This window comes from Amycolatopsis rifamycinica (assembly GCF_000695625.1).
GTDB classification, from domain to species: Bacteria; Actinomycetota; Actinomycetes; order Mycobacteriales; family Pseudonocardiaceae; genus Amycolatopsis; species Amycolatopsis rifamycinica.
Genome location: NZ_JMQI01000083.1, coordinates 1 through 12395 on the forward strand (window position 1 = coordinate 1; position 12395 = coordinate 12395).

Annotated in this window: 13 protein-coding genes; 4 read left to right on the forward strand and 9 right to left on the reverse strand. The window is 69.3% G+C overall.

Going from position 1 to position 12395, the window contains the following annotated elements:
- Positions 1-653 (reverse strand): sigma-70 family RNA polymerase sigma factor (locus DV20_RS41210; protein ID WP_043789149.1); only part of this gene is annotated, 653 nt, incomplete at its 3' end.
- A gap of 94 nt (positions 654-747) precedes the next feature.
- Between DV20_RS41210 and DV20_RS41215 the strand changes: the two genes are divergently transcribed.
- Positions 748-1179, forward strand: a complete 432-nt coding sequence (locus DV20_RS41215; protein ID WP_043789151.1) for a carboxymuconolactone decarboxylase family protein — start codon at positions 748-750, stop codon at positions 1177-1179.
- 39 nt (positions 1180-1218) lie between these two features.
- Here the strand turns inward: DV20_RS41215 and DV20_RS41220 are convergent, their stop codons facing one another.
- Together DV20_RS41220 and DV20_RS41225 are read right to left on the reverse strand one after the other, a co-directional pair.
- Positions 1219-2481 carry a peptidase C39 family protein gene (locus tag DV20_RS41220; protein WP_200876609.1) on the reverse strand — a complete coding sequence of 421 codons (1263 nt, stop codon included), beginning with the start codon at positions 2479-2481 and terminating at the stop codon, positions 1219-1221.
- 71 nt (positions 2482-2552) lie between these two features.
- Positions 2553-2954, reverse strand: a complete 402-nt coding sequence (locus DV20_RS41225; protein ID WP_043789462.1) for a PaaI family thioesterase — start codon at positions 2952-2954, stop codon at positions 2553-2555.
- A gap of 210 nt (positions 2955-3164) precedes the next feature.
- Between DV20_RS41225 and DV20_RS41230 the strand changes: the two genes are divergently transcribed.
- Complete coding sequence (locus DV20_RS41230) at positions 3165-3929, forward strand: SDR family NAD(P)-dependent oxidoreductase (protein ID WP_043789155.1); 765 nt, start codon at positions 3165-3167, stop codon at positions 3927-3929.
- Positions 3930-4003: 74 nt separating this feature from the next.
- On the opposite strand, the gene DV20_RS41235 is transcribed toward DV20_RS41230, so the two are convergent.
- On the reverse strand, positions 4004-5725 hold the full coding sequence (locus DV20_RS41235; protein WP_043789157.1) for a TIGR03767 family metallophosphoesterase: 1722 nt from the start codon (positions 5723-5725) through the stop codon (positions 4004-4006).
- Positions 5726-5850: 125 nt separating this feature from the next.
- Entirely contained in the window at positions 5851-6444 is a 594-nt protein-coding gene (locus DV20_RS41240; protein WP_043789159.1) for a TetR/AcrR family transcriptional regulator C-terminal domain-containing protein, read from the reverse strand.
- A gap of 55 nt (positions 6445-6499) precedes the next feature.
- Here DV20_RS41240 and DV20_RS41245 point away from each other — a divergent pair, with 55 nt between their 5' ends.
- Positions 6500-6997, forward strand: a complete 498-nt coding sequence (locus tag DV20_RS41245; protein WP_200876610.1) for a hypothetical protein — start codon at positions 6500-6502, stop codon at positions 6995-6997.
- On the opposite strand, the gene DV20_RS41250 is transcribed toward DV20_RS41245, so the two are convergent.
- From DV20_RS41250 to DV20_RS41265, 4 genes are all read right to left on the reverse strand, one after another.
- Positions 6885-7667 carry a carbohydrate ABC transporter permease gene (locus tag DV20_RS41250; protein WP_051736357.1) on the reverse strand — a complete coding sequence of 261 codons (783 nt, stop codon included), beginning with the start codon at positions 7665-7667 and terminating at the stop codon, positions 6885-6887. The genes DV20_RS41245 and DV20_RS41250 overlap by 113 nt on opposite strands.
- A gap of 29 nt (positions 7668-7696) precedes the next feature.
- The gene (locus DV20_RS41255) at positions 7697-8593 is read right to left on the reverse strand and encodes a carbohydrate ABC transporter permease (RefSeq protein ID WP_043789165.1); all 897 of its coding nucleotides are present in this window, start codon (positions 8591-8593) and stop codon (positions 7697-7699) included.
- Positions 8590-9879 (reverse strand): ABC transporter substrate-binding protein, encoded by a 1290-nt coding sequence (locus tag DV20_RS41260; protein WP_084093930.1) that lies wholly within the window; start codon positions 9877-9879, stop codon positions 8590-8592. Before DV20_RS41260 ends, DV20_RS41255 begins: the two co-directional genes overlap by 4 nt.
- A 100-nt stretch (positions 9880-9979) precedes the next feature.
- Positions 9980-11608 carry a long-chain fatty acid--CoA ligase gene (locus tag DV20_RS41265; protein WP_043789172.1) on the reverse strand — a complete coding sequence of 543 codons (1629 nt, stop codon included), beginning with the start codon at positions 11606-11608 and terminating at the stop codon, positions 9980-9982.
- Between the two features lie 445 nt (positions 11609-12053).
- Between DV20_RS41265 and mihF the strand changes: the two genes are divergently transcribed.
- Complete coding sequence (mihF, locus tag DV20_RS41270) at positions 12054-12365, forward strand: integration host factor, actinobacterial type (RefSeq protein WP_167344432.1); 312 nt, start codon at positions 12054-12056, stop codon at positions 12363-12365.
- The last annotated feature ends 30 nt before the right edge of the window (positions 12366-12395 follow it).

The window sequence follows — 12395 nt, forward strand, 5'->3', positions numbered from 1 at the left end:
CCCGCCGCTACGTTCGTCGCCCCCAGGACCACCACCACTCCGTCGGGTGTGTCCACCGTCAGGCGCACCTCGGGGTCCAGGACCCGCAGCAACTCCTCGAAGTCGCCGTCGCGGGCGGCTGTCAGGAACGCCTGGACGACCTCTCGCCGCGAGTGTCCGGTCGCCGGCGGTGAGGCCGGTGCCTGAACCTTCCGGCGGGCGCGGCTGGCCAGCATCTTCGCCGCCGCCGTGGATTTGCCCAGGATCCGGCCCACCTCCTCGAACGGGACCGCGAACAGGTCGTGCAGCACGAACGCCAAGCGCTCGCTCGGGCCGAGGGACTCCAGGACCACGAGCAGGGCCAACCCGACCGAATCGGCGAGCTCGGCGTCCTCGTCCGGGGACGGGCCGTCGTCCGCCGTCACGACGATCTCCTCGTACGGCGCTTCGGGTCGTGATCGGCGCGAGCGCAGCACGTCCAGGCTGATCCGGCCGACCACCGTCGTCAGCCAGCCCTCCAGGTTCTCGATCGACGCCGGGTCCTGGCGGGACAGGCGCAGCCAGGCCTCCTGGACCACGTCCTCCGCGTCGGCGTGGGAGCCGAGTACGCGATGGGCCACCGCGCGCAGCCGGTCGCGCTGCGCTTCGAACGTCTCGGTCAACCGGTCGGCCATGGTCGTTACCTTCCTCGGTTCTGCTCCGTCGTGGACATGACGGGCCCGGAGGGGCACAGGTAACCGATGGAGGAACGATGGAACCCCGGCTGAGATGCAGAGCACGCCCGAGGTGACGGGCGCGGTCCAGCAGCTGTTCAAGGTGATGCACTCGGCCGGTCTCGAGCCGCTGCTGCTCGAGCTGGTCCATCTGCGGGCCAGTCAGATCAACGGCTGCGCCCCGTGCGCCTACGCCGGTGTCCAGGCGGCGAAGAAGCGGGGCGAGACGGAGGACCGGCTGCACAGCGTCGCCGTGTGGCGGGAGACGCCGTTCTTCACCGAGCCGGAGCGGGCCGCGCTGGAGTTGACCGAGGCCGCGACGCGAATCCAGGACGGCCGTCCCGGCGTGACCGACGAGGTCTGGGCGGCCGCCGCCGAGCACTTCGACGAGCGGCAGCTGTCCGCGCTCGTCACCCACATCGCGCTCACCGGGTTCTTCAACCACGTCAACCGCGCGATCCGGGAGCAGGCCGGCAAGACGTGGTGAGCACGGCGGGGCGCCGCGAGGCGCCCCGCCGGTGCCGGGTCAGGCCGGCGTGATGATGTACGCGATGCCGCCCGGGCCGCCCGCCACGGTGCCGTCCGCGCGGTAGCGCTTCGTCCGCTGCCAGATCTTCTCGAACTGGTCGCGCTGGTAGACGTTGCGGACCTTGTCGTTGCTGCTCGAAGCCGGGTCGTTGGCGATCACGTCGCCGTCCTTCGTGAAGCCGACGACGACCATGATGTGGCCCGCCGTCCCGTAGCCGGCGCCGTCGAGCTCCGACGACAGGAACGACTGCGACGTGATCACCGGGATGCCGCGCGCGATGTAGTTCTCCAGCTCGTTCAGCGAGTGCAGCCGCGTGATGTGGCCGCGCAGCCCGCGCGACGCCGCGTACGCGGTGTTGAACGGCCAGTTGCCGGTACCGTCGTAGGCGTGGTCGTAGGTGTAGCGGGCCGCGAACGCCACCTGCGGGTCCACGTAGCCGGCGGGGATCCACGCCATTTCCTCGGCGGACGGCTTCTTGCCCCAGTACTCGGCCACCATCTCGGTCGACGTCGGGCTGCACCAGGCCTCGCCGCCCCCGCCGTACTGCGGGAACTGTCCCTTGTGGAGGTTCTGCGCGTACGCGGGCACCTTCAGCTCGATCCCGGTGGCGCGCCCCGGTTTCGTCGGCTGCACCTCGAAGCGGTCCGGAACGGCCGAAGTCATCGCGCCCAGCAGGCTCACCGACGGCGTCGCGCCCGACCCGGCTTCGCGGTAGAGGCTGATCCGCAGGTGGTACGACGTCAGCGTCACGCCGGTCTTCATGACCAGCGTGTCGACGTCCACCAGGGCGTTCGCGTCGTCCTGGCCGTCGACGCTGGTGCGCAGGATGTCGGCGTCGCCACTGGCCCAGCGCCCCATGACGTACCACGCGGTTTCCGCGCCCGCCGACGTCCGGCCCTGCGCTTCGACCTGCAGCCAGGTCTTCGCGGGCGTCCGCGCGTTCCAGGACGCGACCAGCTGCGTCGCGCCGAAGCCCTGCCGGTACTCCGGTGACGTCCACTGGCCGTACTCGTACGTTCTCGTCGTGCCGAGCTCCGGCTCGGTGTGCTCGACCGTGCCGGCCGGGTGCGTGATGCGCAGGCCGTCGTGGGCGAGCGCGACCCCGGCGAAGCCGCCTTCGTGGAAGCGGCCGCCGGTCCACTCGTGGTAGTCGATCGCCTCGTCGTCACGGGGCCGGACCGGCCCGGCTTCGGCGGCTTGCGTGGTTACGGCAGATAACACGACCACGGACAATAAGGTGAACAACTTGCGTGCGCGCATCCCGGCTCCCTGATAGACCCACCCAGTAGCCAGGGATTTTCGCCGCTCCGGGCCTTCGTGTAAACAGGTACCTACAGGACGGCCTGCGTCTGTGTCACTTTCGCGACCAACTTGCCGTCGTCGTCGTGGACCTCGGTCTCCACCACGACGAACCTGCGGCCGGCGTGCAGTGGTCTGGACGACGCAACGGCGTAGCCCGAACGCACCGCACGCAGGAAGTTCGTCTTCGACTCGACGGTCGTCGTGCCCTGGCCGCCCTCGGGGAGGTTGAGGAACGCGCACACGGCGCCGGTCGCGTCGGCCAGCGCCATGAGCGCGCCCCCGTGCAGCGCGCCGCCGAGCGTGCAGAGGCTCTCGTCCCACTTCAGCCGGCTGCGCACGAGTTCGCGTCCGTGCTCCAGCACCTCGACGCCGAGGCGTTCGGAGAACGGCATGGAGCGGTGGAAGAGCTGCGTGCCCTCGGGATCGGCCATGCGGTCACTGTGCCGCACGCCGGGCCCGAGGACGATTACCTCCGGGGTAATGCGCTCAGCTCAGCGGGTTAACCAGCAGCAGTTCCGTCGTCGTGACGTTCGCGGTACGGCGAGGCACGCTTACTTTTTTGTGCGTACTTGCCCGGTCATTGGCCTCGATCTACGGTCGAATCAGCACGTGGCATCGTCCGCATTCCTGGGGGAGCAACTGTGGAAAACTACGCCGGTAAGAAGGCCGTGGTCATCGGTGGTACTCACGGTATGGGCCTCGCGGTCGTCAAGAAGCTGCTCAAGGGCGGCGCCGAGGTGCTGCTGACGGGCAACAACGAGAGGAACGTCGAGGCCGCCGAGCGGGAGCTCGCGTCCGAGGCCGCTCACGTTGTCCGCTCCGACATGCGCAGTCTCGCGCAGATCGAGCAGCTGGCGGCCACCGTCGCGGACCGGTTCGGAACCATCGACTTCGTGCACTACAACGCGGGTCTCGCCGCCCTCGAGCCGTTCGAGCTGGTCACCGAGGAGTCATACGACCTCGCGTTCGACATCAACACCAAGGGCGCGTTCTTCACCGTGCAGAAGCTCGCATCGATCATCAACGAGGGCGGCGGTGTCGTGTTCACCTCGTCCGTCGCGGACGTCGGTGGCACTTCGGCGCTGGTCACGTACTCGGGCGCCAAGGCGGCGGTGCTGGGGCTCGCCCGTGGCATCGCCGGTGCGCTGATCCCGCGCAAGATCCGCGTCAACGTCGTCTGCCCCGGCTTCATCGACACGCCGACCATGGGCATCGTCGGCCTGAACAACGAAGAACGGGCGGCTTTCATGGAGACCGGCGACCGGATCACCCCGATGAAACGCCACGGCTCGGTCGACGAGGTGGCGGACGCGGTGCTGTTCCTCGGCTTCGACGCCACCTACACGACGGGCGAGCGCCTGACGGTCGACGGGGGAATCAGTCAGAGTATCGAGATTCCCGCCTGACCCTGTTCCACGGCCGAATGCTGCCGCCCGTTCACCGGACGGCAGCATTTTTCGTGCCCTTTCGAAATCGGCTTTCAGCTCAGCGGATTCACCAGCAGCAGTTCCGTGTTGTGGTCGGCCGCCGCGCCGACGCGGCCGAGGTCGGTGTGGATGTCGTTGTAGGACAGCTCGCGGTAGAGCGACGCAAGCGCTTGCGGCGTCCGGGCGCCGTAGTCCACGGCGTACGGCGCCTCCGCCTCGATCAGCGTCGTGAACAGCGACAACGTGCCGTCGGCGTTGTCCGCGACCTCGACGATCCGGGCGTGCTGCGGGAAGTCGATGTGCGACGCGGTGTTGATCTCCCAGAAGCCCTGCTGCGGGGTGTTCCCGGTGTGCGGGGTGATCTTGTTGAGGTGCGTGTGGCCGTTGACCCAGGCCAGCACGTTCGGGAACCGCTTGAGCAGCGCCACGAAGGCGTTGCCGTCCAGGCGCGGGTCGAGCGGGTGGCGCGAGTCCGGCAGCAGGTTCGTCATCGAGCCGCTGGTGTGGTGGCTGAACAGGATGAACAGCTCGTCGGTGACGGCGTGGGTGATCTTGCGGCCGAAGAAGTCGTAGTACGTCGAGCTGTTGCGCTTGAGCGCCGACTCGACCCAGGAGTACTGCGCCAGGCCGATCGAGCCGTCGGCGAAGCCGGCGTCGGTGGTCGTGTCGAGGCTGATCCCGGTGATGCCGGGGGCGATCCGGAACGTGTAGTAGACGTTCTTGCCGTCGGCGTTCGCGCTGGTGAAGCCGTGGCCGGCCGGGCCGGGGCCGGTGTTGGCCGCGTCGAGGTGGGCGCGGACGAACTCGCCGGTGGTGAACGGGCGGCGCCGCGCGTCCGGCGTGACCTCGCGGATGGTGCCGCTGCCGCCGAACAGCTCCGCGACCGGCACGCTGGAGCCCTGTTCGATGGCGTTGGCGAGCTTCTTCGCGGTGGTCTCGTCCTTGCCGATGACCTTGTACTTCCCGGTGTACCAGGCGTCGATCCCGGGGATCCGCGCCGGCAGGGAGCCGACGATGCTGTCGTCGTGGTTGCCGAAGGTGCAGAACCACGGGACGTCGAGGCCGGGCGCGGTGAACGTCTTCATGGCCGCCTCCAGCAGGCCGGGAATCTGCGGGAAGCCTTTGGCGGTGTAGGCGTCGCCGCCCGGAGCGCCCGGGTTCCAGTACTCGTGGTTGCCCGAGCTCTGGACGCCTTCGTAGGCGTTCGCGTCGCCGGAGTTCGGCGTGACGGTGCCGCCGTTGAGGACCTTGAGGAACCAGTCGAGCTCGATCAGCTGGTGGTTGTCGGTGTTGTCGCCGGTGGTGACCATGAGGTCGAACGGCCGCCCGGTGAACGGCCCCTGCCGCACGCTGTTGACCCGCTCGACCAGCGCGCTGGTGGCGACGGTCCCGAGCGCCTCCTGCGGCCGGTGCGCCGAGCCGATGAAGGGGTGCAGGTACTCGAAGCGCGCGGGGCTTTCGGCGTCGGTGATGTGCAGGTCGGTGAACTGGACGAAGGCGGACAGCGCCCGCCGCCGGTCGTCGCGCCCGCTCTTCGGCGTGGCGAGCTCGCCGCGGACGACGAGCGGCCAGCCGGGGCCCGCGGAGAGGCGCGAGTAGGTGCTGGTGGCGCCGCCCGTGGCGACCTGTTCGAGCGTGGTGCCGGCGGTGGTGACCGAGCGGGTGCTCGTCAGCCGCAGGGCGCGGTCGAGGGCGTTCGCGGTGGGCGTGCAGAGCAAGAGCCCGACACCGGCGGCGCCCGCGGTGACGACGGTGCGCCGGGTGAGTTCGGCCATGGTTCGCTCCCCAGTCTTCTCGGTTGCCCAGCACCGTGCCGGACGTCGGTGACCGGACGGTGAACGTGACATTTCGAGCCAGCCTGTCACGGGCATCGGGGTGGGTGTACCGCCGAAGGTCGTGGTCATTTCCGCCGTGCGGCGAGGCCGTCGAGGATCACCTCGGTGCCGAGGGCGAAGAGTTCGTCGGCCGTGGTGCGGGCGAAGGCCGGGCCGAGTTCCTTGACGGCGGGGAAGCCCTCCAACCGGTCCTGGAAGGCCTGCGCCGCTTCCGGATCCGGTCGCGGCGGCGTCTCGGCGGACGCGAGCACGTGGGCGGTCAGGAGGCGGGCGATGCCCGCGGTGTCCTCGGGGGTGAAGCCGGCTCCCCGGAGGATCCGGACGGTCGTTTCGATGTGCGCGAGCCGGTTCGGGCCCGGCGGCCGTTCGCGGAGCAGCGTCGCGGCGTCGCGGTGCTTCAGGAGGAGCGCGCGGAACTGGCGCAGTCCTTCTTCGAGCTGGTTCCGCCACGGTTTCGTGGCGTCGATGTCGAAGGCGTCCGCGCAGACGGCTTCGGCGAGCAGGTCGAGCAGTTGCGCCTTGTCCTTGATGTGCCAGTAGAGGGTCGGCGAGCTGACACCGAGCCGTGCGGCGAGCCGCCGGGTGCTCAGCTCCGCGAGGCCCACCTCGTCGAGCAGGGCGAGCGCGGCTTCGGTGATCTGACGGCGATCGAGCGGCACCCGGTTGACTCTATCAGTGATAGATTGTTCTCTATCGCTGATAGAGGGGGCGGAGATGCGCTGGTGGGTGGCGGTTTGTTCGCTGGTGTTCGCGGTCGGCACGGCGGTGCAGAACTTCGTGGTGATCGACCACGACCTGGTGGCGCGCGCGGCTTTCCTGGCGGGTGCGCCCCTGTCGGACGGCTTCCTGACCGGGTTGCGGCTGGTCGGCGACGGCTACCTGGCCGGGAACCTGCTGGGGTTGCTCGCCCTGACGGGCCGCGCGTGGGTGTTCTGGCTGGTGCTGGCGGTCAACGCCACCCAGGCGGCGGGCGTGTTCGCGATCCCGCCGTCGGTGTGGCAGGCGACCCTCGACCTGCACGGCCCGATCGGGCTGCTGCCTTCGCTGGTCACCGACGGCGGGGCGCTGGTGCTGACGCTGGCCCTGCTGTGGTGGCGGTTCAGCCCTTCAGGCCGGACTCCGCCACCCCGCGCACCAGGTACCGCTGCAGGAACGCGAACAGCAGCACGATCGGCAGGATCGACACCGCCGCCGCCAGGAACAGCAGGTTGAGCTGCGGGTTCTGCGCCGTCAGCAGCCCGGACAGCGCCACCTGGACCGTCCAGGAATCCGGTGACTGGGCGATGATCAGCGGCCAGAGGAACGCGTTCCAGCTGCCGATCACGGTGATCACCGCGATCGCCGCGAAGAAGCCCTTCGAATTCGGCACCACGATCCGCCAGAACACGCCCCAGCGGCTGAGCCCGTCGACCCGGCCCGCCTCCTCCAGCTCGCGCGGGAAGTCGAGGAAGTACTGGCGGAACAGGAACACGCTGAACGCGCTGAACAGCCCCGGGATCACCAGCCCGCGGAAGTCCGACAGCCAGCCCAGCGACGAGACAACCACGAAACTCGGCACGAACGTCACCGACGTCGGGATCATCAGCGTCGCCAGCACCGCGTAGAACACGATCCCGGAACGCCGATACGGGATACGGGCCAGCCCGTAGCCCGCCAGTGAGCAGATCACCAGCAGGCCGGCCGTCTGCGCGGTCGCGACCAGCGCCGAGTTCAACAGGCTGCGCGCGAACGGCACGTCGGCGAGCGAGAACAGCCGCGAGAAGTTCTCCCAGTGCACAGTGGACGGGAAGAACGTCCACTGTGGAGACGTGAGGTCCGCTCGCGACGCCAGGCCGTTGCGCAGCAGCAGGTAGAACGGCAGCAGGAAGAGGGCCGCCGCCACCACCAGGCACGTCCACCGCAGGAACGTCCTCACGACGCCCGCCCGAAGCGCAGCACCCGGCCCTGCAGCAACGTCACCAGCGCGATGATCAGCGCCAGGATCACCGCGCCCGCACTGCCGCGGCCGAGGTCCTGGCCGCCCGAACCCAGCGACGTGTAGTACAGGTACACCAGCGGTGGCCGGGCGAACGGCGGGTAGCCGCGGGCGTCGCCCATGATGTTGTAGAACTCGTCGAACGCCTGGTAGGCGTTGATCAGGTTGAGCAGCAGCACCGCCGCCGCCGTCGCGCGCAGCTGCGGCAGGGTGATGTGCCGGAACACCTGCCAGCCCGGTTTGGCGCCGTCGAGCCACGCCGCTTCGTACAGCTGGGCCGGGATGCGCTGCAGCGCCGCGATGAACAGGATCATGTAGAACCCCAGCTGCAGCCACAGCCGCGCCGTCACCAGCACGATCCAGTACAGCGGCGGGTCCACCGTCCCGGTCCAGGCCACCGGCTCGAGGCCGGCCGCGGAAAGAAGAGTGTTCACCAGTCCGTAGCGGACACCCGAGAACAGCGACGTCTTCCAGATCAGCGACGCCACCACGTACGAGCACGCGAACGGCAGGAAGAACACCGACCGGAAGAACGCCCGTGCGAACCGCAGCTGGTTCACGCCGAGCGCGAGCGCCAGCGACAGCACGAACGTCAGCGGGACGATGAACACCGCGAACACGCTGAACGTGCCCAGGCTCGACAGGAACGGCTCGTCGGTGAGCATGTGCCCGTAGTTGTCCAGGCCGACGAACTCGGTCGGCGTCACCGTGTTGCGCGCGTCGAAGAACGACAGGTACGCGCTCCAGCCGATCGGCAGGTACGCGAAGACCGCCAGCCCGATCAGGAACGGCCCGACGAACAGCCAGAACGCGCGCGCATCGCGCCGCTTCATCCGAAGAGGCGCTTCAGCTCGGCTTTCGCGACCTCGACCGCCGTTTTCACCTGCGCCGCGGGGTCCGCGCCCTCCTTGGCGATCTTCGCGGCCGCGTCGGACAGCGCCGTGTTCGCCTGCTGCGTCCACACCGGGCCGCCGACGAGGTGGCTGTGCTCCTTGACGAACCGGGCCGCGTCGGCGGCCGGGCCGGACTTGAGGTTGTCCGCGCGGTCGATCAGGCTCTGGCGGGCCGGCACGTGGAAGCCGAACTTCGTCGCGAACTCCAGCTGGTTCTGCGTCTGGTCGACCCAGAGCCACTTCACGAAGGCCTTGGCTTCGGCGACGTGCTCGCTCTTGGCGTTCACCATCGCGCCGTACGCGCCGACCGGCACCGAGGGCGCGCCGCTGCCGTCCAGCTCGGGGAACGGCAGGACGCCGAAGTCGTCGTCGAACGCCTGCCGGATCTTCGGCACGTTCCACAGGCCGGTCCACTGCATCGCCGTCAGCCCGTCGATGAACGCACCCGGGTCCGACCAGTCCGACGGCGCGCCGAGCAGCAGGGAACCGTTGGCGTTCAGCGTGTGCAGCTTCGCCAGCGCGGTCGCCGCGCGCGGGTCGTCGAAGCCGACCTCGCGGTTGCCGTTCTTCAGGTAGTCGAGCCCCGCCGACCACAGCAACGGGCCGGTGAGCACGCCGACGCCGCCGTCGTTGCCGGCGAAGAGGCCTTTGACGCCGTCCTTGGTGAGCTTCGCGGCCGCGTCGACGAGCTCGTCGACCGTCTGCGGCGGCTGCACGCCCGCCGCCCGCAGCAGGCTCTTGCGGTAGAAGAGCACCTGCGTGTCGGTGGCCTGCGGGACGCCGTAAACCTTGCCTTCGACGGTCTGCGCGGCCAGCACGGCCGGGCTGAAGTCGCCCTTGGCCGGCCCGATGACGTCGTCGAGCGAGACGACCTGGTTCTGCCGCACCCAGTCGATCTTGACCTGGGCCTCGAAGACGTCCGGCACCTTGCTGTTCTGCAGCGCGGTGACGATCTTCGAGTCGTAGTCGCCCGGGTTCCACTGCACGGTGACGGCCGCGCCGGGGTAGCTCGCGGCGTACCGCTTGACGGCGTCCTGGACGCCGTCCTCGCCGTACGCGTGGTACCACTGCTGGAGCGCGACCTTCGGGGCGTCCGACGGCGGCGGCCCCGCCGAGTACGCCGTCGAGGGCGGCGGGTCACCCTGCCGCCCGGTGTTCGACCCGCACGCCGTCGCCAGCGCGCCCATCCCCGCGAGCGCCAGAAAGCTACGCCTGTTCCTCTGCATCCCCAGAACCCCTCCGACGTGCTCCGAAGGCCACCATAGGGGGGTCAGGGTCCCCTATGGTGACCACCGGAGGCATGAAGACTCGCCGGAGATTTACCCGTTAGAGCTGGGCGATGTCGAGCTTTCCCTCGGAGTAGGACGCGCGGATCCGCTTCTTGTCGAACTTGCCGACGCTGGTCTTGGGCACTTCGTCGACGAACGTCCAGTTCTCCGGCAGCTGCCACTTCGCGACCTTGCCGGACAGGTAGTCCCGCAGCTCTTCCGGCGTGACGCTCTGGCCCTCCTTGAGCACGACGGCGACCAGCGGCCGCTCGTCCCACTTCTCGTCCGGGATGCCGACGACCGCGGCCTCGGCGACCGCCGGGTGGCCCATCACCTGGTTCTCCAGGTCGACCGAGGAGATCCACTCGCCGCCGGACTTGATGACGTCCTTGGCGCGGTCGGTCAGCGTCAGGAAGCCGTCCGGGCTGATCCGGCCGACGTCGCCGGTGCGCAGCCAGCCGTCGTGGAACTTCTCCGGGTCGACCTCGGCCCCGCCGTAGTACGACGCCGCGATCCACGGGCCCTGGACCTCGAGCTCGCCGACGGCCTCGTCGTCCCAGGGCAGCACCGCGCCGTCGTCGTCGATCAGCCGCGCCCGCACGGACGCCGGGAAGCGGCCCTGCGTGTAGCGGTACCTCCAGACGTCGTCGCCGGTCGCGGAGGCCGGCGGGCGGGCGACGCTGCCCAGCGGCGACGTCTCGGTCATGCCCCACGCGTGCAGGATCGGGACGTTGTGCCGCTCCTGGAAGGCGTGCATCAGCGACGGCGGCACCGCCGACCCGCCGACGACGACCTCGCGCAGGTGCGAGATGTCCTGCGGGTGCCCTTCGAGGTGGGCCAGCAGGCCCTGCCAGACGGTCGGCACCGCGCCGGCGAACGTCGGCTTCTCCGCGGCCAGCATCGCCGAGATCGGCGCCGGCTGGAGGAACCGGTCCGGCATCAGCAGCGACGCGCCGACCATCAGCGCCGCGTACGGCAGGCCCCACGCCATCGCGTGGAACATCGGCACGATGGCCAGCGCCGTGTCCTCCTGGGCCAGCTTCATGCTGTCGGTCATGCAGACCTGCATCGAGTGCAGCCAGATCGACCGGTGCGAATAGGCGACGCCCTTGGGGTCACCGGTCGTGCCCGAGGTGTAACACATCGCGGCGGCCGAGCGCTCGTCGACGTCCGGCCAGTCGAAGGTGTCGGGCTGGGCGGCCAGCAGCTCGGCGTAGGAGTGCACCTCGACGCCGTCGGGCGCCTCGAGGGCCGCGGCGTCGCCGTTGGCCACGACGACGTGCCGGACCGTCTTGAACTGCGGCAGCTGCTTGGCCAGCAGGGGGACGAGGGTGCCGTCGACGATGACGACGTGGTCTTCGGCGTGGTTGGCGACGAACACCAGCTGCTCCGGGAACAGCCGGATGTTCAGCGTGTGCAGCACGGCGCCCATCGCCGGGACGGCCAGGTAGGCGGCCATGTGCTCGGCGTTGTTCCACATGAACGTGCCGACGCGCTGGTCGCCGGTCACGCCGAGGGTCCGGAGGGCGTTCGCGAGCCGTGCGGCGTGCTTGCCCAGGTCGCCGTAGCTCTCGCGACGGGCTTCTGAACCGGTCCAGGTGATGACTTCGCTCGCCGAGTGCACCGACGTGCCGTGGCGGAGCAGGTTGGCCAGCGACAGCTGGCCGTCCTGCATGGTGCTCAACATGGTCGCTCCCGGGGGGTCGTTCGCCGGTGAACTGGGGTTGCGCCGACTCTAGTGCGGATCGGGTGAAGCGAGCATGGTCGACTACGGCTCCGTTCGGTCACGGTCGTCGCGCGATCGGGCGACGACCGGCCGATGATCAAGATCATCTCTTTTTCGGCTTTTCCTTATATGCAAGGAAATGTGCGCGAGAACAGCCGGTAACGGAGGGTCCACTTCCGGGTGAGAGAGGCCACCCGGAACCCTTCTTGGGAGCGTTTCCGCAGGCCGGAGCGGGTTGCCCGGTATCACCTCCGGGGGTAATAAGTGCGTGTCGGTTGCACGGCCACGAAGCGGGTGGCGTTTACTGGGCCCGTGGCAAGAGACGGCTGAGCAGCGCTTGCAGGAGCAAGCGCTCACAAAAGCTGTCGGCCGCGAAAGCGGAGACCTGAGAGGAAAGGACACTACGTTGGCTCTGCCTACGTTGACTCCGGAGCAGCGCGCCGAGGCCCTGGCCAAGGCCGCCGAGGCTCGCAAGGCGCGTTCGGAGCTGCTCGCGTCGATCAAGTCCGGCCAGGAGAGCATCGAGAAGGTGCTCAAGCAGGCCAAGGAGAACAAGACCATCGGGAAGACGAAGGTCACCCAGCTGCTGAAGGCCGTCCCCGGCCTCGGCGCGGTGAAGGTCGCCGCCCTGCTCGAGCAGGCCGGCATCGACCCGGACCGGCGTGCGGCCGGCCTGGGCGAGCGCCAGCGCGAGGCGCTCATCGACGCGCTCAAGTAGCCGTCACCAGGAGCTGACCGCGAGGGGAGT